Origin of the sequence: Aquisalibacillus elongatus, assembly GCF_003843875.1 — a bacterium.
GTDB classification, from domain to species: domain Bacteria; phylum Bacillota; class Bacilli; order Bacillales; family Alkalibacillaceae; genus Aquisalibacillus; species Aquisalibacillus elongatus.
In genome coordinates this window covers 209139-230796 of the sequence record NZ_RKRF01000008.1, presented here as the reverse complement: position 1 = coordinate 230796, position 21658 = coordinate 209139, and the positions used below count along the sequence as shown (strand labels likewise).

The following is a 21658-nucleotide window of genomic DNA, read 5'->3' as shown; positions in this document are numbered from 1 at the left end:
CTATTACCTCCTACTTAGTAAACGATCGATATATGTTTCAATTTCTTCTAACGTTTGTTTATACGTGTCATTCGATAAACCAATCGGATCGGCGATATCCGGGTTTAAATCTTCATCTTGTTCATTACGCGTATATTCTTTTAACGTAAAAACTTTTTTCCGATATTTCGGATAATCCATCTCAAGATTGAGTTTATGATGGGACGTCATCGTTAACACAACATCCGCCCAATCAAGTAGGTCATCGGTTAGCGGTTGTGATTGGTGCTCGCACTCGATTCCTTTATCTTTAAGTGCTTCTACCGCTTTTGGATTGGCTTCTTGTCCAAATCCGGCAAAAATCCCCGCCGACTGAACTTCCCAACCCTGGCCTTTATGTCTTAATACTGCTTCTGCCATCGGGCTTCGGCACGTATTTCCTGTACAAACGAACAATACCCGCTTCAAGCACGAAACCTCCTTCAAAACTCTTCATGTTGAATATATCATAAGCAACACCATTTTTACACAAAAATTGATTGGTGCTTGGAATCTGGGCGAAATTAAAAACTCCACAACGAGTGTGGAGTCATAAAACCATTTGCAATCCTAAAACGATTAAAACCAAACCACCCAATGCTTCAGAATAACGTCCGAAGATTGTTTGGCCACTTTTGGCAAAAATAATCCCGAGAGACGCCATCAGCATGCTTGTCATACCGAACAATAAAATAATCGCTACCTGATGAAGGCCAAACATCCCAAGGCTCAACCCAACCGAAAAACTATCCAAGCTAACGGTGAAAGCTAATATAAGAAAGCCTGCGACGCGCATGTTTCGCACCATTTCTTTTTCTAAAAGCATCGAAAAAATCATTTGGGCACCGATAATAATTAAAATCCAGCCGCCAACCACTTGAGCGATGACACCGAGTTTATGTGATAACAAATGTCCGAGCGTGACACCTGCTAAAGGCATTAGTATATGAAATAAACCGACCATCAGTATAAAGAATGCGACAAAGCGTAGCCTGACCTGCATTAAACCAACAGATAAACTGACAGAAAAGGCATCCATACCAACCGCGATCGATAACAATATAACTGAGATTAAGCTTTCAAATAAAAACGTCACAAGCGTACCTCCTAGTGATGGACATGCTAGTTAACTTTATGCATGTCCACTCAAAATTAGAAGTACGTTGTGACGATTCACCCTACGACCTTTGATGCGGCGCGCTCGAGTCGGTTCATGAGCGCTTCGCCTATTCCTTTTTCAGAAAAACTTTCTGCCAAAATGAGATCAGCCTCTATCTGGTCGACTTGACGCAAACGGTCATATAAATGACTTGTTAAAACTTCTGGCTGATGTCGTGACCCGAGGACTAACGCATCGTCAACTCCGAGCTCTTGCGCACGCTCTTCACTAACTAAAAATTGAACAGTTTTGCCTTCGCGTTTGGCTTCATCCGCCACTCGCTTCATGTTTTCGGCACTGCCTCTAACGATCCAAATCGGCGCATCTGGCGCATAGTGTTTATATTTCATGCCCGGCGAGCGCGGGGCTTCATTTTTTTCTATCATAGCGGGAGCAACATCAACAGGGCCAATCACCGATTCTATGTCTGATCGCGTGATACCACCTGGCCTTAAGATCATCGGATTTTCGCTCGAACAATCAAGGACGGTTGATTCAACGCCGACACCTGTTTTGCCACCGTCGACAATGCCTGCAATTCGACCGTTTAAATCATAATAAACGTGTTCGGCGGTTGTTGGGCTTGGCTTCCCTGAACGATTCGCACTCGGTGCTGCAACTGGAAGTGAGCAAGCTTTTAACAATTCTAATGCGTGCGGATGGTTCGGCATACGCATCCCTACTGTATCAAGACCCGCTGTCACATTTTGCGCAAGTTTTCCATTCGACGGCAAAATAATCGTCAACGGTCCTGGCCAAAAGGCATCCATCAGCTTCTGAGCATGATCCGGGATGTCACGGACGTAATCGCTTAACACATTACGAGAGCCGATATGGACAATGAGCGGGTTGTCGGACGGACGACCTTTTGCTTGAAAAATCGCCTCCACCGCCTGCTCGTTTGTCGCATCGGCTCCCAATCCGTAAACCGTCTCGGTTGGAAAAGCGACCGTTTGACCTTTTGTTAATTGTTCGGCTGCTTGATCAATTTGCTCTAACGTCCAAAGCTGTGTCATACGTGATCTCCTTTCGTGACTAAATGTTATTATACCACGCATGACTGGTAAAGATATTTAAATAATTTTTTATAATTCCTTCATAAACCAATCCACGTCTTTCGGGTCGTGGACAGGTGGTTCGTAAGTTTCATTAAAACGGTTCATCTCAAGTAATGGTGATGTCGATGAATCTTGAACGTGTACGTATAGCTCTTTGAATTTTTGTGCTTTCGCTTTTTCTGAAATCCAATCAAATACCATGATGAGTAAGGCTGGGTTCGTTTGCTCACTCATCACTAAGCGGCGTAGCCAAACTTTTTTGTCGTTAATCGGATACAGAACGAAAAATCCTAGCTGCTGTCCGTCTAACTCTAAGAAATAACCGTGTTCTTGGACCCAGGTTTCGTTGAACAATTTTTCCTTGTCTTGTTCTTGTTTAAAAAATGAATCGTAATCTTCTTTAGTTTGTTCTTTGACAGGCGTAATCGTGATCATCGTCTCACTCTCCTCAAATCTAGTTTCTCTATGAATTTATGTGAGGATGTGTGAGAATATGATAAGTTTAATAGAAAAATTTATACTTTAAAGATCTTTTTCAACCATTCCCATAAGAAAAATTTCACTTCAACTTCTTCCTCTTCCTCAACGGATTCACCTTCTGTGTCGTGTTCTAAAACGGTTGTGCCATTTGCAAAGTCCACAAAACATAACGGCGGGAATAACACGCACCACCAGTTATCACCCTGGCCTTCACCAATCGTAATCAAAATCGCCTCATACGTGCCGCCAGGATAAACATAGTTATCATAGACTTTATCCGGGAACTCGACTTCTCCAAAGTCTACTGTATAAGGCTGATCCCCTACTGTTTCAGCAACGATCGCCTCGATTTCTGGTAATCGATTTTGGATAATCTTACGAGCTTCATCAATCGATGTCAGCTCCTCCACCCACTCTGTCACTTCAGCATTTACCTGGTCACGCACTTCTCGTTTCAACTCTTGGTCTGCTTCACTATTCGAATTAGCCAAAATACGAAGTCTAATCGCCTCATCCGGTATGACCTGAAAGTTTTCTTCTGAACTCGTATCCGCCACTGCTTCCATATAAACAAATTGAATCAAGAACACCATTGCAATCCCAAATACCACGTACTTCATCTCTATCACCTTTCTCGTAATCTAGTAATTTTACAAACAGTATGGTCAAGGTTGATAGAGTTTATACAATTTGAATGTTATAATTGTTTTTAAAAAATTCAAGGGGGAACAGCTATGTTTGTCCACCAGGTTAATGACGAGATTTCATTGAGGTTAGTTGATCTAGGAGATGTTGGGGAATTATTTAAGCTAACAGATGAATCCAGAGAGCATCTACGCGCTTGGCTGCCTTGGCTAGACCGTACGAAGACGCAAAAAGATACGGAAGAATACATTAAGTTTAGTAAAAAACTTTATGCTGAGAATAAAGGCATGAACACCATTGTTTTATACAAAGGTGACATGGCTGGAGTTGCCGGGTTTAACGAGATTGATTGGGATAACAGAATTGCCTATATTGGATATTGGCTCGGGGAACAGTACACGGGAAAAGGTATTATGACACGTGTAGCCGGTGCCTTAACAGACTATGCCTTCAACGGACTCGGCATGAACAAAGTCGATATTCGGGCAGCCGAATTTAATATAGGGAGCCGCGCCATACCAGAGCGACTCGGATTTAAGCAGGAAGGCCGGATCAGAAGCAGCGAATTTCTTTATGATCATTACGTTGATCATATTGTCTACGGGATGTTAAAGGATGAATGGAAAGGTTACGAGCTATGATGTAGGATATATGCGCTGGGTTTCCGCGTTTATGCGCTACTTTTTCCGATTTATGCGTAGCGAATCTTGTCGAACGTGACGTTTTTCCAAATTTATGCGCCCTTTTTGGACCACTTATGCGCTGTTTGGCTAAAAATTTTGCGAACTGAATTTTATGCGCTAGTATTCTCTCGGGGCCCAATTTTTCGCGCTGAGTTTGTGCATTTATGCGCTGGGTTCGCTCATTTATGCACTACTTTTTCTGATTTATGCGTAGCGAATCTTGTCGAACGTGACGTTTTTCCAAATTTATGCGCCCTTTTTACGCCACTTATGCGCTGTTTTGCCAGATGATGATGCGGTCTTTGCCGTTAATATCTTGCAAAACCTGAACATTGGCTTGAGGAAAATTAGTCATAATTAAACCAGGCACGAGTTCACCCTGATCATGCCCAATTTCAAATGCCACGAGCCGTGGGAGTTTTTTCATATTATTAATCTGTTCGATGATTTCGCGATAAGCGGCGAGCCCCTCGTCATCAGCAAACAACGCGAGCTCTGGATCGTGCATGACGACTTCGGATAAATTTTCGCGTTCGAACTCGGGAACATATGGTGGGTTTGAGATCACGACATCGATTTCTACATCCATGACGGGTTCTAAAAAATGTCCTTGTTCAAATTGCACATCTGCTTCCAAATTTTTAGCATTAACACGCGCAATAGTAAGGGCATTCTCGCTAATATCTGTAGCGTACATTCGCAACTCAGGCAGTTCTTTTTTAAAAGTAATTGGAATGATTCCGCTTCCTGTGCCGACGTCCACTACAACATCGGACCCAAGCAACAACGGTTTGACAGCTTCAATGAGCTCTTCTGTCTCAGGGCGCGGGATTAACACATGTTCAGTCACACGAAAGGTGCGACTGTAAAATTCCGCCTGTCCAGTAAAATGTTCAAGCGGCTTCCCGGTCTCAGCGTGTTCGCGAACCCATTTTTCAAACGTCTTCCATTCCTCGAATTTTTCTTGTTGCACTAACAAAAAGTCCGCCAAATCCACACGCAATAAATGCTGCATCAGCAAATCCGCCACGCGTGGTTCACGCCCATATTTTTCTAAAAAAGAAGAAGCCCATTTCCGGGCCTCTTTGACTGTCATACTCACATTATTCACCGACTTCTTCTAACTTTTTCGTCTGTTCATCGATAATAAGTGCATCAATCACTTCATCAAGTTTTCCTTCCATCACTTGATCAAGTTTATTTATCGTTAAACCGATGCGATGGTCTGTTACACGGCTTTGAGGGTAGTTGTAGGTGCGGATACGCTCAGAGCGGTCGCCTGTTCCTACCGCTGATTTACGGTTTTCATCGTATTCGGCTTGCGCTTCTTGTTGAAATTTTTCATAAATGCGCGCACGAAGTACTTTCATCGCTTTTTCTTTGTTCTTAAGCTGTGATTTTTCATCCTGACAGGACACGACAATGCCTGTTGGCACGTGTGTTAAGCGTACCGCAGACATCGTCGTATTAACACTTTGGCCTCCTGGGCCGGATGCAGCGAACGTATCAACGCGAATGTCTTTTTCATGAATATCAACTTCAACTTCTTCGGCCTCTGGTAAAACAGCCACTGTCGCCGTAGACGTGTGAATTCGGCCGCCAGATTCTGTCTCCGGTACACGCTGCACGCGGTGAGCACCGTTTTCGTATTTCAAACGAGAATACGCGCCACGGCCATTAATCATGAAAATGATCTCTTTGTAACCACCCATATCAGCTTCGTGGTACTCGATGACTTCTGTCTTCCAGCCTTGGCTTTCAGCGTAGCGAGAATACATGCGGTATAGGTTTCCCGCAAACAAGGCCGCTTCCTCGCCACCAGCTGCACCGCGAATTTCGAAAATAACGTTTTTCTCATCGTTTGGATCTTTCGGAATGAGTAAAAGCTTCATTTCTTGCTGTAACGTTTCGACTTCAGGATCAAGTTCTTCAAGTTCCTCGCGTGCCATTTCACGTAAGTCATCGTCTGATTCGTCGTCCAAAATGGCCTTTGCGTCGTCAATGGATTGCGTCACTTCTTTGTAACGACGATATTTTTCAACGACCTCTTGAAGGTCCGCTTGTTCTTTGGAATACTCACGTAATTTTTTAGAATCATTGATGACTTCTGGGTCCATCAATAATTCGGTTAACTTGTTATAACGGTCTTCTATATTTTGTAGTTTATCGAACATTTCCGTACACCTCTGCTTTATCTATACTCCACATTATATCATATCACAATTGTAGAGAATATTTCTTGATATGGCGAAAAAAGCTTAAATGCGCGCGCATTTAAGCTTTAATATTGCGTTTGTTCGGAGTAAAGACGACGTTTTTGGCGTGGATGATTTGGAACTTCATGATGATGTCGGCAACGTGGCTCGTACGATTCTGAAGCCCCTACTAAAATGACAGGGTCATCATAAGATGCCGGTTCGCCGTTAATTAAACGCTGCGTACGGCTTGCGGGTGATCCGCATACGGGGCAGATGGCGTTTAGCTTCGTTACATTTTCGCAAAAAGCCATCAAATCTGGCATCGGGCCAAATGGTTCACCACGAAAATCTTGGTCTAAACCAGCTGCAATTACACGAATGCCGCGATCTGCCAAGTTTTGCGCAACTTCAATGATTCCTTCGTCAAAGAACTGCGCCTCATCAATCCCGACGATATCAATTTCTTCTGAAATATATTGTTCAATCTGACTTGAGTCGTCAATCGGACGCGCTAAGACCGAATCGCCACTGTGGGACACTACGGATTCGTGATCATAACGGTTGTCCAACGCTGGTTTAAATACAAGGACTTTTTGATTGCCGTAAGTCGCACGACGAACGCGTCGAATGAGTTCTTCTGATTTTCCTGAAAACATACTGCCACAAATGACTTCTAACCAGCCTTTGTGTTCCATTATATACATCATATTGGCACCTCTTTTTTTCTGAACTACCTCGATTATCGGTAAAATTATTATGAGTTTAAAAGGGCTTATGTACTATTTTTTTCGTATAGTAAAAATTGGCTTTAATGTCTTATTAAAATTAAAAAAGCTGGCCGCACATGCTAAACCACCCATTGTAAGGTTATATCTAGTTATAACGTTTACGATGGCTAAAAGCAATGTGAGGCCAGCTTCATTTTTTTAAAACATCCTAAATTAGTTAAGGTTGTATTTCTTCTTGAATCGGTCTACACGGCCACCAACTTTGTCAGCTTTTTGCTTACCAGTGTAGAACGGGTGAGAAGCTGAGCTGATTTCAACACGGATTAATGGGTACTCGTTACCGTCTTCCCATTCAATCGTTTCCTCAGAATCTAGAGTCGATCCTGTTAAGAATTTGAAATCGGAGCTCGTATCTAAGAATACAACTTTACGGTATTCTGGATGGATATCGTTTTTCATGCTTATACACTCCTTCTTGCCCTGAATCCTGTGGAAACAGAGTTAGTTTCACCGTTCGTTAACGGAGTACACTTTCAATTCATACAGAAAGATTATAACAACTGCATGAACTTTTTGCAAGACATTATTTCCTTCCGCCTTTCATCTCATCATCCATGATTTTGAAAAACTCATCATTCGTCTTAGACTGACGGAGACGGCGTAAGAAGCGCTCTAAGAAATCTTGCTGATCCTGCATCGTTTTTCGAATCGCCCACATTTTATCCAACTGTTCTTTCGGAAGTAGTAGCTCTTCTTTTCGCGTACCAGAACGTAACACATCGATCGCTGGGAAAATACGACGGTTTGCCAAGTTGCGATCCAAGTGCAGCTCCATATTTCCGGTTCCTTTAAATTCTTCGTAAATGACATCGTCCATTCGGGAGCCAGTATCAACTAGCGCTGTTGCAAGCACCGTTAAACTACCGCCTTCTTCGATGTTACGCGCCGCACCGAAGAATCGCTTCGGACGGTGGAAGGACGCTGGGTCAATACCACCTGATAACGTACGTCCGCTTGGCGGAATCACTAAGTTGTACGCTCGTGCAAGGCGCGTGATGGAATCTAATAAAATCACGACATCTTGTTTATGTTCTACTAATCTTTGCGCTCTTTCTAAAACAAGTTCAGAAACTTTAATGTGATTTTCCGGAACTTCATCAAATGTTGAGCTTACGACATCAACATCATCGGCAACCGAGCGCTCAATATCCGTAACCTCTTCCGGGCGCTCATCAATAAGCAAAATAATAAGCTTAGAATCAGGATGATTTTCCGTAATACTGTTCGCCACTTCTTTAAGAATCGTTGTTTTACCCGCTTTAGGCGGCGCAACAATGAGTCCACGCTGACCAAAACCGACCGGTGACATCATGTCAATGATACGTGTCGACAACATATTACTCTTCGTCTCAAGCTTCATTTTACGGTCAGGGTAAAGTGCCGTTAAGCCAGGGAAGTGAATACGTTCTTTCGCACTTTCAGGATCATCACCGTTTACCGCATCGACGTGCAATAGTCCGAAATAACGCTCGTTCTCCTTAGGTGGACGAGCCTTACCCGATACCAGGTCACCATTTCTTAAATCGAAACGACGAATTTGCGAAGCCGATATGTAAATATCTTCAGGGCTTGGCGCATAATTAATCGGACGCAGAAAACCAAAACCCTCATTAGGTATGATTTCTAACACACCATCGACAAACATCTTGCCGTCCTTTTCAGCCTGCGCCTTTAAAATCGCAAATATTAATTCTTTTTTATTTAATTTTGCATAATAAGAAACACCAAAATCACGCGCTAAAGCATATAGCTCCTTCAACGTTTTCGTTTCTAATTCTGCAATCGTTAACGTTTGTTCAGCCACAAAAACACCACTCTTTAAATATTTATTTTTATTGTTGTTTGGATCATTAAATGGGAATGTCTCCAGAAGTGAGAAATTGAGGTTGGCTTTCCTCTACATTTTATCCTTTTTCATGATGAGTTACAAGTGGAGATTTGAAAATGTTTGGTTTTGCAGTGTTTATGCGCTGGTTTTTTCGATTTATGCGCTAGGTTTTTCATTTTATGCGCCACGAATTTTGTCGAACGGTACTTTTTTCAGATTTATGCGCCCTTTTGTGGTCACTTATGCGCTGTTTGCCTTAATCCATTTGGATCTTATTTTTTGCGCTGGGTTTTCTTATTTTTGCGCTACCTTTTCCGATTTATGCGTAGTAAATCGTGTCGAACGGGTCACTTCTTTAATTTTATGCGCCCTTTTGAAGGTGTTTATGCGCTATTTTAATCTTTGAAACCAGTCAATCAAAAATTCATAGTCCTTTCTTTCATCAAAATTCATAATGTATTTGGCACCTTTTCCCGTACCGATTTGATCTTCTGCTAAACGCATAAGTAATTTTCTGATGTAATGTCGATCTGTTTCTTTCAGCCACTGGCGAGCTTGTTCGTTCGTAATTTTAGGTCCGTAAATCATATACCGTTCTTTAAGAGCTTTCACCATAGCATCAGAATCCTCATAACCACATTCGGCACATTTCCAGATATGACGGTTACGCATCATCGTTTTCTTCAAGCAACGACTACACGTTGCACCCAACACAAAATCTTCCTCTACAATGTCATATTTGTTCATAAACTTAATATCTAGCGGATTACTTTCTTCAACTAGCAGACGGTTAAACCGTTCCTTTTGAATAACATGTGGGTGGCTCTGATATTGTTGTTGTAGTTGTTTAAATATTGGTGCGAGTTTGTACCCGTAAATGATTCTAGAATCGGTGTCTGCCTGACGGTTGATGGTGACGTTCCGGTTAGTAAAAACCACTACTGTCTCAATTGGAATCTGAAATCCTCTTTCTCGTAGCCATGCATCTAGAAGGTCTCTTTGCCGTTCCACTTGAATAATCGGGTCTTGGTACAGTTTAGTCGAATTCGAAATGGTTTGTAGCATACCTCCTGATTCGTGGTCGAGCAAAATGTCTCCCCGGTGATTTTTCACTTCAATAATTAACAAAAATTGACTTGTTATGAGCGTTAGATCGATTTCAAAGTTCTGGCCATGCGTTGTTAGCCGTGCGTTGTGAAACGGAAGAAAATTTTTATAAATGATTGGGTAAAGAAAGTACTGAATCGACCGCTCTCCTAGAAAGCCAGACTGATACTTGAGGATGTCTTGTTTAATTAATGGACGACTGTTATGACTTGGATGAAGGTTTAAATAATAGGCAATTGAACGTAACAAAGATTTTGGAAACTCCATAAGTTTTACACTCCTTTCATAATACTTTTACCGTTAAAAATTGTTTGTGTAAAACTATGGAAAATTGAATTTTCGCTATAAGGAAATTAAGTTTTCTACATTGTTTTTGAGAAGATATGTTTGAAATCGATTAGAAAATTCAAAAAGACAATAATTTATGCGCTGGTTTTTTCGGTTTATGCGCTAGGTTTTTCATTTTATGCGCTTCGAATTTTGTCGAACGTTACCTTTTTTCGGTTTTATGCGCCCTTTCGAGGTCATTTATGCGCTGTTTGTCTCAAGTCATATGCGCTGGTTTTTGTTTTCCGATCACTCCATCAAAAAAAGCTCCGGAGCAACTCCGGAGCTTACCTTCTTTATTCATCAGTGAAAACGAGGTTGGGCTTTTTCTTCAGGCTGTGTTTACCGTCGATGAAGCGTACGGTGCCAGATTTGGCGCGCATAACGAGGGTTTCAGTTGTGGCTGCGTTGCCTTTAAACTGAACGCCTTTAAGTAGTTCGCCGTCTGTAATACCTGTTGCGGCGAAGATGGCGTCATCACCACCGACGAGGTCTTCCATTTGAAGAACTTTGTTAACGTCGGTGATGCCCATTCGATGGCAGCGTTCGATTTGCTCGTCATTTTTCGGAGCTAGACGTCCTTGGAGCTCGCCGCCTAAGCATTTCAAGCCAACTGCAGCTAGGACTCCTTCTGGTGCGCCGCCTTCACCGAATAAAATGTCTACGCCAGTGTGATCAAAGGCGGTGTTGATTGCACCAGCAACGTCGCCTTCTGGGATCAGCTTGATGCGTGCGCCTGCTTGGCGAATTTCATCGATAATGTCTTGGTGGCGAGGGCGGTTTAGAACGACTGCGACAACGTCTTCAACGTCCTTACCTTTTGCGTTAGCAACAGCTTTCAAATTTTCCGTTACAGAAGCATTGATGTCAATTTGACCAACGGCTTCTGGTCCGACGGCGATTTTTTGCATGTACATATCCGGTGCGTGAAGCATCTTGCCTCGATCAGCAATCGCTACAACCGCAAGTGCGTTCCATGAACCTTCCGCAACAATGTTCGTCCCTTCTACTGGGTCAACGGCGATATCCACGCTTGGGTGGTCCGTACTTCCTAACTCTTCACCTATGTATAACATCGGGGCTTCGTCGCGTTCACCTTCTCCTATGACGACTCGTCCATCCATAGGAATGGTGTCAAACACGGTACGCATGGCCTCAGTGGCTGCATGGTCTGCTTCTTCTTTCTCGCCACGTCCCATCCAACGAGCTGAGGCTAATGCTGCTGCTTCTGTTACACGTACGATCTCCATCGATAAACTTCTTTCCATCTGTAAAAGCTCCTCCCCTAGTGATTACTATGAATTCTGGTACTGCCTAATGTCTTCATCGGTTAGATCTTCGCGCCAAATGTTGGCACCTAAAGACTCAAGTTTTTCGGTTAAATTAGCATACCCACGATCGATATGCTCAACGCCTACGATCTCAGTGACGCCTTCTGCCATTAAACCAGAGACGACTAGCGATGCACCCGCACGGAGGTCACTCGCTTTCACCTTAGCTCCTTGTAGGGTTGTTGGACCGGTAATAACAGCTGAGCTACCTTCTACCTTAATATTGGCATTCATGCGACGAAGTTCATCAACATGTTTAAACCGGGCAGAATAAATCGTGTCCGTCACAATGCTCGTTCCAGTCGATTGGGTTAAAAGTGACGTGAACGGCTGCTGCAAGTCGGTTGGAAAACCTGGATAAACGAGTGTTTTAATATCCACACTAGATAATGTCTTATCAGTTGTGACAATTAACCGGTCATCTTCTTCTACGATTTGAACGCCCATTTCTCGAAGTTTTGCGGTTAGGGAGTCTAAGTGAATCGGGATCACATTATCAATCACAACTTCGCGTCCCATAGAAGCTGCCATAATCGTATATGTGCCGGCTTCAATACGGTCCGGAATAATCGTATGACGACAGCCTGTTAAAGTCTCAGCGCCTTCAATACGAATGACGTCTGTTCCAGCCCCTTTGATATTGGCACCCATACTGTTTAACAGCGTGGCAACGTCAATAATCTCTGGTTCCTTCGCGGCGTTTTCAATAACCGTCTTTCCTTTTGCGCGAACAGCCGCAAGCATAATATTGATCGTCGCGCCAACACTTACGACATCAAGATAAATTTTAGCACCACGGAGTTCTTCAGCACGTAAATAAATCGCACCTTGTTCATTCGTCACTTCTGCTCCGAGTGCTTCAAAACCCTTAATGTGTTGGTCAATCGGGCGCGGACCTAGGTTACACCCGCCTGGCATACCGATGACAGCCTTTTTAAAACGACCGAGCATGGCGCCCATGAAGTAATATGACGCGCGAAGCTTTTTTACCCGACCATTCGGAAGCGGCATGGAGACCATTTTCGATGAATCAATCGTGACATCTTCACCGTTTTGCTCAACTTCACCGCCAATGTCCTCAAGCAGACCTTTCAATATGTCAATGTCAGATATATCAGGTAGACCTTCTAACGTTACTTCGCCTTCAGCCAATATGGTCGCAGGTAGCAAGGCAACTGCACTGTTTTTAGCGCCACTCACACGAACCTCGCCCTGCAGTGAATGTCCACCTTCGATGAGTAGTTTTTCCATCGTCATACTCCTTAAAAAGTTTTTGTTAAGTTTATTATGCGAAAAAACGCCGAAATCATGCTCGTTTACTTGTTAGCTTGTTCCCAGTCTGCAAGGAATTTTTCGATTCCTTTATCTGTTAATGGGTGCTGGACAAGTTGACCGATCACTTTATATGGAATTGTCGCAATGTGCGCACCGTTTAGCGCCGCTTCAGTTACGTGCATTGGATGACGAATGCTTGCTGCAATAATTTCTGATTCAATGCCGTGAAGGTCAAAAATTTGAGCAATCTCAGAAATTAAATGCATTCCATTTTGACCGATATCATCTAAACGCCCTAAGAAAGGAGAAACGTACGTCGCTCCAGCTCGAGCTGCTAGTAGAGCTTGGTTTGCAGAGAAAACAAGTGTCACGTTCGTTTTAACACCTTTATCCGATAAAACTTTACATGCTTTTAAGCCTTCTAAAGTCATTGGGAGCTTAATCGTAATGTTTGGCGCAATCGCTGCAAGCTCCTCTGCCTCTTTTAGCATTCCTTCAGAGTCCTCTGAGATAACCTCAGCACTTACTGATCCTTCTGTGACGACTTCTGTGATTTCTTTTAGACGGTCGTGGAAGGAGACGTTTTCCTTTGCCACTAGGGATGGGTTCGTCGTTACACCCGCTAAAATTCCTAAACTATTCGCTTCTTTAATTTCATCAATATTTGCTGTATCTATAAAAAATTTCACAACAAACAACCTCCAATTTTTATGATTTCCACTAATTCGCACCCGGTGGACGCTTTCCGCGGGCACGGAAATAGAGTGATATGAAACACGAAAAGGCCAACCCAGTTGGAGGATTAGCCACTAGCTATCAATCTTATACGACTTTCGGAAGAACATCATTACTTTTGTAAAAGTTATTCCATGTAAATATAAAAAGCACAATTGGTTCCTCCTAATAAAAACATAACTATTATTAGAATACCAATTGTGCCCTAAAATCGCAACTAAACATCAACGGATAATTGTTGTAAGATTTTCTTAACTTCCTCTACCGAAAAAGGTTTTTCAAGGATGTCCATTACACGAAGATCACCAAGGTTGTCTTCTAATTCTTGCTTTGCCATTCCACTCATTAAAACAACCGGAATACCAACTGAATGTTCACTCAATTTTTTTACGAATCGGTCTCCCCTGGTTGGTTCGATTAAATAGTCTAAAAAAATCAATTTTGGTGGTGATGCCAAGGCTTGTTTAAATGCAACATCTGACTGTTCGAAATTTGAAACATTAAAGTCTTCTTGTCTTATGATTTCGGACAATAATAACCGAATGCCAGCCTCATCATCAACGACAAAGACCTCACCCTTTATCATGTTATCCCCCTTGTTCGTTATGACGTACTTATAAGCCGTCTAATTTAACTTTATCAAAACAAAAGGGTTTATCAAGCACATATTTTGTCGAAAAAATACATCTTTAGACCTAAATTATTGTAAACTTTGTCCAATAAAATCTCTAAATAATGGCTGTGGGCGGTTTGGACGAGATTTGAATTCCGGATGGAACTGTGAAGCCACAAACCATGGATGGTCCTTAATTTCAATAATCTCGACTAGACGGTCGTCTGGACTTTTTCCAGAGAACACAAACCCGCTATCTTCCATTTTCTGACGGTACTCGTTATTAAATTCATAACGGTGGCGATGACGTTCGTAAACGACTTCATCGTTATAAGCGGCATGCGCGTCAGTGCCCTCTTGAAGCTTACAAGCATAAACACCTAACCTTAACGTGCCACCCATATTTTCCACATCTTTTTGTTCCGGTAAAAGGTCAATGATTGGATGCGGCGTTGACGGGTCAATTTCTGCCGAATGGGCGCCTTTTAAACCTAGCACATTGCGTGCAAACTCAACAGTCGCCAGTTGCATGCCTAAACAAATACCTAAGAATGGAATTCTATTTTCACGTGCGTATTTAATCGCAGAAATTTTTCCTTCAATAGCGCGATCGCCGAAACCGCCTGGAACTAAAATGCCGTCAACTTCTGATAAAACTTCAGCAGCGTTGTTATCATTTAGTTCTTCAGAGCTAATCCATTTTACTTCTACGTCTGCATCGTGTGCGTAGCCAGCATGTTTTAGTGATTCTACAACTGAAATATAAGCGTCTTGAAGCGCGACATACTTACCGACTAAACCGATCGTAACTGTATTAGTTAAATTTTTCACATTATGAATGAGTGATTCCCAATCAGACATATCCGCCTCTGGATAAGTAAGATGGAAGTGATCGATTGCCAGCTGGTCTAACTTTTGGCGTTGTAATTCTAATGTAATTTCATATAATACATCGCAATCAACCGCTTCAATAACGGCATTTTCGTTAATATCACAGAACAATGCAATTTTCTTTTTCATATCTTCGCTAATATTCATCTCGGTTCTGAGTACGATCACATCAGGCTGAATCCCTAATGAACGGAGCTCTTTGACCGAGTGTTGTGTCGGCTTTGTTTTAAGCTCGCCTGCTGCTTTAATGTATGGCACTAGCGTGCAGTGAATGTACATGACATTCTCGCGACCTAAGTCGCTTTTTAGCTGACGAATGGCTTCTAAAAATGGCAAGCTTTCGATGTCCCCAACTGTACCGCCGATTTCTGTAATGACGACATCTGCGTTCGTCTCCTTGCCCGCTCGAAACACTTTGTCTTTAATTTCATTTGTAATATGTGGGATGACCTGAACCGTTCCGCCGAGATAATCGCCACGACGTTCTTTTTGAATAACAGACGAATAGATTTTACCTGTTGTAATATTGCTGTACTTATTTAAATTAATATCAATAAAACGCTCATAGTGACCAAGGTCTAAGTCTGTCTCCGCACCGTCTTCTGTGACAAACACTTCACCGTGCTGATACGGGCTCATCGTCCCTGGATCTACGTTTAAATATGGATCGAATTTTTGAATCGTGACGTTCAAACCACGATTTTTGAGTAAACGTCCTAATGATGCCGCTGTGATTCCTTTACCAAGTGATGAAACCACGCCTCCTGTTACGAAAATGTACTTTGTCATTGCTCATCCTGCCTTTCTTACTCCAATTGAGGGGAAGATTATTTTTTAGGTTTCCTTATAAGTCAAATTCTATATAAAAATAAAAAAAGCTCCCGAACTATGTCGGGAGCTTTATATTTTTTGAGAGCCCACATAAAATCATATAGATTAATTAGAAATAAGTCAAGCTAAACTTTATAGTTTCTCCTCATCATCGTCATCTTCTATGACCTCATCGGCGTCATCATCTAAAAGCTCTTCGTTATCGCCTTCTTGTAGATCACTGAAGTCATCTTCGCCAAGTTCTGGCTCGACTTCTTCTTCAAGAAGTTTTTCTTCTTTCTTCTTTTTTTTCTTCTTCTTCTTAGGTGCTTCGTCTTCAGTAAATGAAATCGTATCATCTTCTTGCTGGTCAAACGGGTACCATTTTTTGAGACCCCAAATATTTGTACCTACTGACATGAAGCGGCCATCGATGTTTAAGTCTGTATAAAATTGAACGATATATTCTTCTTTTTCCTCTTGTGTATACTCTTTGGCTTCTGCAATCAAGTCGAAAATCTCATTAAAATTCATAGCTTTTTTCTCTTCAGAGAGAATTTCGTAAGCTATTTCAACCATGGAAATTTCTTTAACTACTTCTTTACCGTATTTTTCCAACGTCACTTAGAGCACTCCTTTAGCCATAATCATGCTATTTTTCTAGTTTACAGAATACCACAACCATTAGTCAATTCAAGTACAAAATTAATTTTAGACATTCTGAAAAAATTTTATTCTGAAATCGGTGCTTGGTTTGGGGTTTATGCGCTGGTTTTGGCCATTTATGCGCTAGGTTTTCAGATTTATGCGCTACGAATTTTGTCGAACGTTACCTTTTTTCAAATTTATGCGCCCTTTCGAGGTCGTTTATGCGCTCTTTTTAAAAGAAAAACTCCGGAAAGAATTCCGGAGTTACATATTACGACGGTACTGACCGCCGACTTCGTATAAAGCGTTTGTGATCTGACCAAGGCTGGCAACTTTAACTGTTTCCATTAGTTCAGCAAAGATGTTGCCGTTGGATGCCGCGACTTCTTTAAGTCTGTCTAAAGCTTTTTCTGTTTCGCCTTTGTTGCGAGTCTGGAAGTCATGTAAGTTTTTAATTTGTTGTTGTTTTTCTTTTTGAGATGCACGTGCGACTTCCATGGAATTGATCTCGTCTTCTGATGGTGGCTTCGGGTTCACGTACGTGTTGACACCCACAATCGGAAGTTCACCAGAATGTTTTTGCCCTTCGTAATAAAGGGACTCTTCTTGGATTTTGCCTCGTTGATACTGGCGCTCCATGGCACCGAGTACGCCGCCGCGGTCATTAATCCGTTCGAACTCTTGTAAAACAGCTTCCTCAACTAGGTCCGTTAGTTCTTCTAAAATGAACGAACCTTGCAAGGAGTTTTCGTTTTTCGTTAAGCCGAATTCTTTATTAATAATCATCTGGATCGCCATCGCGCGGCGAACCGATTCTTCTGTCGGCGTTGTGATCGCTTCGTCATAAGCATTCGTATGAAGCGAGTTCGTATTATCTTGAATCGCGATTAACGCTTGAAGCGTTGTACGAATATCATTAAAATCAACTTCTTGCGCGTGTAGTGAACGGCCTGATGTCTGGATATGATACTTCAACTTCTGACTGCGTTCATTTGCGCCGTACTTATCGCGCATCGCGACTGACCAAATACGGCGTGCTACACGGCCAATGACTGTATACTCTGGATCTAAGCCGTTTGAGAAGAAGAACGATAAGTTTGGCGCGAATTTATTAATGTCCATGCCACGGCTTAAGTAGTACTCAACGTACGTAAAGCCGTTCGCAAGCGTAAACGCTAGCTGACTAATCGGGTTTGCGCCCGCCTCAGCGATATGATAACCCGAAATCGACACGGAATAATAGTTGCGCACTTCTTTGTCGATAAAGTATTCTTGAATGTCACCCATCATTCTTAAGGCAAATTCTGTTGAGAAAATGCATGTATTTTGACCTTGATCTTCTTTTAAAATGTCAGCCTGAACCGTTCCGCGAACGACTGAGATCGTTTCTTCCTTAATTTCTTCGTACTCACCGGCGTTCGGCTCGCGGCCCTGCTCTTCTTTAAACTTCTCAACTTGCTGGTCAATCGCCGTGTTAAAATACATCGCTAAAATAATCGGCGCTGGACCGTTGATCGTCATTGAAACTGACGTTTTCGGGTCGATTAAATCGAACCCATCATAAAGCTTTTTCATATCGTCTAACGTACAAATGCTAACTCCCGATTCTCCGACTTTCCCGTAAATATCTGGACGCTCATCTGGGTCTTCACCATATAATGTCACCGAGTCAAACGCCGTACTTAAGCGCTTTGCTGGTTCATTTTTCGATAAATAGTGGAAACGACGATTCGTTCTCTCAGGCGTCCCTTCACCGGCAAACTGACGCGTCGGGTCCTCACCTTTTCGTTTAAACGGAAAGACACCTGCTGTAAACGGGAATGAACCTGGAACGTTTTCCATCAAAATCCAATACAAGCGGTCGCCCCAATCTGTGTATTTAGGCAGTGCCACTTTTGGAACCTTAATCCCCGATAAACTTTCTGTATTGAGGTCTACTGTAAATTCTTTATCACGCACTTGATACGTCAATTGATCCTGCGTATACGTCTCTTTAAGTTCATCAAACTTCTCAAGCTTCTCTAGGTTTTGAGGATCGAGCTTTTTCTCATACTCGTCGATTAACTGCTTAAGCTCTCCAACTTCACCAAGTTCTTCCTGAGTGCCTTTTAACTTGTAAAGTTTACTAGCGACATCTCTTTGCTTTTTCGCATCATCTTTATAACCTTGTAGCGTCTGAACGATATCGCGTAAGTAATGACGGCGGTCCGGCGGAATAATTAAATTTTGTTTCTCAACGAGTTTAATTTTAGTATCAAAAGGAATGTCAACATTCCAGTCGTAACGCTCATTAACTGTCTCTAAAATGGACGCGAACAGCGTGTTTGTCCCTGGGTCATTAAACTGGGATGCAATCGTGCCAAACACTGGGAATGTCTCAGGGTCATCATGGAAGGCCATTCGGCTTCGGCTATATTGTTTGCGCACTTGATTAAATGCGTCTTCAGAACCTTTTTGTTCAAACTTGTTGATCACGATAAAGTCTGCAAAATCAATCATGTCAATCTTCTCAAGCTGCGTCGGTGCACCGAACTCCGCTGTCATGACATACATGGATAAGTCTGTGATTTCGGTAATTTCAGCATCACCTTGACCGATCCCACTCGTCTCGACAACGATAAAGTCAAAATCCGCTGCTTTTACCACACGGATTGCATCTAAAATCGCTTGCGACAACTCACTTTTCGACTGACGCGTCGCAAGTGAGCGCATATAAACGCGTTCATTAAAAATCGCATTCATGCGGATACGGTCGCCCAGTAGCGCCCCGCCTGTTTTCTTTTTCGTCGGGTCAATCGATAAAATAGCGATTTTTTTATCGGACACTTCGTTAATAAAACGGCGGACGAGTTCATCGGTTAATGAACTTTTACCAGCACCACCTGTACCGGTAATCCCTAGTACTGGAACATCATCGCGCGTAATTTTAAGTAGATCTTCTAACTTTTCACTAGAAACATCTTCATTTTCAACATGTGAAATGAGTCTCGCCACTGCTTGGTAATCGCCGTTTTTTGCTTTTTTAGCATCTTCTTCTAATTGAAATGGCGTCGGATGATCGCACTCTTCAAGCATCGTGTTGATCATGCCTTGTAAACCATACTCGCGTCCATCGTCTGGTGAGAAAATACGAGCAACCCCATGGTCGTGGAGCTCTTTAATTTCACGTGGCAAAATAACACCGCCACCACCGCCATAAACGCGAATATGACCGGCGTCTTTTTCATTTAATAAATCAACCATATACTTAAAATACTCAACGTGGCCACCCTGATAAGACGAAATGGCAATGCCTTGCACATCTTCTTGAATGGCAGCACTCACAACCTCTTCGACTGAACGGTTATGACCTAAGTGAATAACTTCCGCTCCGCTTGCCTGTAAGATTCGGCGCATAATATTAATCGACGCATCATGACCATCAAATAGACTTGATGCTGTCACAAACCTTACAGGATGCTTCACTGTATAATTCTCCTGTTGCATGAGATCAACCTCCTCTACTCAGCTGGCTAAGCTGACTTTTTAGTAATGTGAACTGTAAGTCGGTATATTGTTTTAAGGAAAATTCTTTTTGTAAAATCCAACGTCTGAATCCCCACATTTGGCCTTGGATAAAGATATTATTTGAGATCAACGATAGTTGTTGATTCGTTAACCCGTTATAACTATTTTGAATCACGCGCTCAAGTAATTGGAGCATCTCTTTTTCCTTACCTAAAACATACTCTTGAGCATCTTTAGGCAGCGCTTTTAACTCCTGATATAGCACGAGCACTTCATCTTGCATATCATCCATAAGCTCAAAATAGGACTTCACAACCTGATGTAGTGCGACTTCAGACGTTTCCTTTGTATCAATGACCGCTTCCATTCGTGCCTTTACTTCATCGTAAATCGCATCACAGACCAGAAATAAGACGTCCTCTTTCTTTCTAATATATTCATAGAGCGTCCCGATCGAAAATCCAGCTGCCTTCGCTATTTCGCGCGTTGTTGCTCGATGGAATCCCTTTTGTTTAAAAAGGGATACGGCGCCTTTTTGCAATTCTTCGCGACGCTTTTCTATTAATTTTTCATCCTTAATCGATGAATCAATGGGTTTCACCACTCGCATCACCTACTTTAAGCCATTCCTGTAACCACTTTTGGGCTAATTGATATGGGTCATCTGATTTCTCTAATTCCTGTAATCTTTTCGGATCTTTTTCAATGAACTGATAAACTTCTTTCCAAAGCTCTTCTTGAATGAGTTCGTACACTTCGTATTTGAACTGCTCTTGAAGCTTTTGTTGACCTGCGTCAGTCTCGGTTAAATACTTCTTGTGTTTTTCAAATGATTGAAGCAACTCTTCAAAGCCAAAACCCTCATTCACACTCGTTTCAATGATTTGCGGTTCAAAACCACGATGACCTGCAATGTGAATCAGGTCTTTCAACGTGTTTTTCAGCTTTTTCACACCTGGAAGATCGGCCTTATTAAGAATAAAAAGGTCCGCAATTTCCATAATGCCTGCTTTGAAAATTTGTAAAATGTCGCCACTATTTGGTGTCAACATGACTGCCGTTGTGTCAGCGACTTTCATAATATCTAGTTCGGACTGACCGACGCCTACTGTTTCGATAAAAATATAGTCGAATCCATAGGCGTCACACGCCCGAATCGCGTCTTTAGTCGCACGGGCCAAACCGCCGAGGCTTCCACGTGTCGCCATGCTTCTTATGAAAACCTGATCGTCCGTAAAATGCTTATGCATTCGAACCCGGTCTCCTAACAACGCGCCACCACTGAACGGGCTTGTTGGATCAACCGCAATGACCGCAACCGTTTTATCCTGCTCGCGCAATAGCGTAATCAGCTGGTCGACAAGCGAGCTTTTCCCAGCACCCGGCGAACCTGTAATCCCAATATAATGCGCGTGTTTTTTCTTGGCATTGAGTTCACTCATAAGGCTCAATTTATCAGGATGGTCATTTTCGATTAAGGTGATTGCTCTCGCTAAAGCGCGCTGGTTCTGGTTTGCGATTTTTTCTGCTAGTTGATCCATTGCTTTGACACCCTTT

General features: G+C 42.4%; 21 protein-coding genes. 1 reads left to right on the top strand and 20 read right to left on the bottom strand.

Features of this window, described 5'->3' with window-relative positions; genetic code table 11:
- Positions 1-3 precede the first annotated feature (3 nt).
- The 5 genes from EDC24_RS06340 to spoIIR all read right to left on the bottom strand — a co-directional run bounded on the left by EDC24_RS06340 (position 4) and on the right by spoIIR (position 3335).
- On the bottom strand, positions 4-447 hold the full coding sequence (locus EDC24_RS06340; protein ID WP_124220825.1) for a low molecular weight protein arginine phosphatase: 444 nt from the start codon (positions 445-447) through the stop codon (positions 4-6).
- A 121-nt stretch (positions 448-568) separates the two neighbouring features.
- Complete coding sequence (locus EDC24_RS06335; RefSeq protein ID WP_245997998.1) at positions 569-1114, bottom strand: manganese efflux pump MntP; 546 nt, start codon at positions 1112-1114, stop codon at positions 569-571.
- Between the two features lie 77 nt (positions 1115-1191).
- Positions 1192-2193, bottom strand: coding sequence for an L-threonylcarbamoyladenylate synthase (locus EDC24_RS06330; RefSeq protein ID WP_124220823.1), 1002 nt, complete (start codon positions 2191-2193; stop codon positions 1192-1194).
- 69 nt (positions 2194-2262) lie between these two features.
- Entirely contained in the window at positions 2263-2670 is a 408-nt protein-coding gene (locus EDC24_RS06325) for a hypothetical protein (protein ID WP_124220821.1), read from the bottom strand.
- An 80-nt stretch (positions 2671-2750) separates the two neighbouring features.
- Positions 2751-3335, bottom strand: coding sequence for a stage II sporulation protein R (spoIIR, locus tag EDC24_RS06320; protein WP_124220820.1), 585 nt, complete (start codon positions 3333-3335; stop codon positions 2751-2753).
- A gap of 114 nt (positions 3336-3449) precedes the next feature.
- On the opposite strand from spoIIR, the gene EDC24_RS06315 reads away from it, so the two are divergent.
- The gene (locus tag EDC24_RS06315; RefSeq protein WP_124220818.1) at positions 3450-4001 is read left to right on the top strand and encodes a GNAT family N-acetyltransferase; all 552 of its coding nucleotides are present in this window, start codon (positions 3450-3452) and stop codon (positions 3999-4001) included.
- Between the two features lie 310 nt (positions 4002-4311).
- On the opposite strand, the gene prmC is transcribed toward EDC24_RS06315, so the two are convergent.
- The 15 genes from prmC to meaB all read right to left on the bottom strand — a co-directional run bounded on the left by prmC (position 4312) and on the right by meaB (position 21642).
- Complete coding sequence (prmC, locus tag EDC24_RS06310) at positions 4312-5139, bottom strand: peptide chain release factor N(5)-glutamine methyltransferase (protein WP_124220816.1); 828 nt, start codon at positions 5137-5139, stop codon at positions 4312-4314.
- 7 nt (positions 5140-5146) lie between these two features.
- Entirely contained in the window at positions 5147-6217 is a 1071-nt protein-coding gene (gene prfA / locus EDC24_RS06305; RefSeq protein ID WP_124220815.1) for a peptide chain release factor 1, read from the bottom strand.
- 107 nt (positions 6218-6324) lie between these two features.
- A complete protein-coding gene (locus EDC24_RS06300) occupies positions 6325-6945 on the bottom strand; it encodes a thymidine kinase (protein WP_124221497.1) in 621 nt (206 codons plus the stop codon).
- Between the two features lie 237 nt (positions 6946-7182).
- Positions 7183-7428 (bottom strand): type B 50S ribosomal protein L31, encoded by a 246-nt coding sequence (locus EDC24_RS06295; protein ID WP_124220813.1) that lies wholly within the window; start codon positions 7426-7428, stop codon positions 7183-7185.
- A gap of 124 nt (positions 7429-7552) precedes the next feature.
- Positions 7553-8833 carry a transcription termination factor Rho gene (rho, locus tag EDC24_RS06290; RefSeq protein WP_124220812.1) on the bottom strand — a complete coding sequence of 427 codons (1281 nt, stop codon included), beginning with the start codon at positions 8831-8833 and terminating at the stop codon, positions 7553-7555.
- Positions 8834-9247: 414 nt separating this feature from the next.
- On the bottom strand, positions 9248-10231 hold the full coding sequence (locus EDC24_RS06285) for a nuclease-related domain-containing protein (RefSeq protein ID WP_124220810.1): 984 nt from the start codon (positions 10229-10231) through the stop codon (positions 9248-9250).
- A 356-nt stretch (positions 10232-10587) separates the two neighbouring features.
- A complete protein-coding gene (glpX, locus tag EDC24_RS06280; protein WP_124220808.1) occupies positions 10588-11559 on the bottom strand; it encodes a class II fructose-bisphosphatase in 972 nt (323 codons plus the stop codon).
- Between the two features lie 27 nt (positions 11560-11586).
- The gene (locus EDC24_RS06275) at positions 11587-12873 is read right to left on the bottom strand and encodes a UDP-N-acetylglucosamine 1-carboxyvinyltransferase (protein WP_124220807.1); all 1287 of its coding nucleotides are present in this window, start codon (positions 12871-12873) and stop codon (positions 11587-11589) included.
- A gap of 65 nt (positions 12874-12938) precedes the next feature.
- Positions 12939-13586 carry a fructose-6-phosphate aldolase gene (gene fsa / locus EDC24_RS06270; protein WP_124220805.1) on the bottom strand — a complete coding sequence of 216 codons (648 nt, stop codon included), beginning with the start codon at positions 13584-13586 and terminating at the stop codon, positions 12939-12941.
- A gap of 263 nt (positions 13587-13849) precedes the next feature.
- Positions 13850-14218, bottom strand: coding sequence for a response regulator (locus EDC24_RS06265; RefSeq protein ID WP_124220803.1), 369 nt, complete (start codon positions 14216-14218; stop codon positions 13850-13852).
- A gap of 114 nt (positions 14219-14332) precedes the next feature.
- Positions 14333-15925, bottom strand: coding sequence for a CTP synthase (locus EDC24_RS06260; RefSeq protein WP_124220802.1), 1593 nt, complete (start codon positions 15923-15925; stop codon positions 14333-14335).
- Between the two features lie 174 nt (positions 15926-16099).
- Complete coding sequence (gene rpoE, locus EDC24_RS06255) at positions 16100-16570, bottom strand: DNA-directed RNA polymerase subunit delta (protein WP_124220800.1); 471 nt, start codon at positions 16568-16570, stop codon at positions 16100-16102.
- Positions 16571-16858: 288 nt separating this feature from the next.
- On the bottom strand, positions 16859-20080 hold the full coding sequence (icmF, locus tag EDC24_RS06250; RefSeq protein WP_124220798.1) for a fused isobutyryl-CoA mutase/GTPase IcmF: 3222 nt from the start codon (positions 20078-20080) through the stop codon (positions 16859-16861).
- Positions 20081-20084: 4 nt separating this feature from the next.
- Positions 20085-20711: a TetR/AcrR family transcriptional regulator gene (locus EDC24_RS06245; protein WP_124221495.1), complete on the bottom strand. Its 627-nt coding sequence runs from the start codon at positions 20709-20711 to the stop codon at positions 20085-20087.
- Positions 20689-21642 carry a methylmalonyl Co-A mutase-associated GTPase MeaB gene (gene meaB, locus EDC24_RS06240; RefSeq protein WP_124220796.1) on the bottom strand — a complete coding sequence of 318 codons (954 nt, stop codon included), beginning with the start codon at positions 21640-21642 and terminating at the stop codon, positions 20689-20691. Before meaB ends, EDC24_RS06245 begins: the two co-directional genes overlap by 23 nt.
- Between the last annotated feature and the right edge of the window lie 16 nt (positions 21643-21658).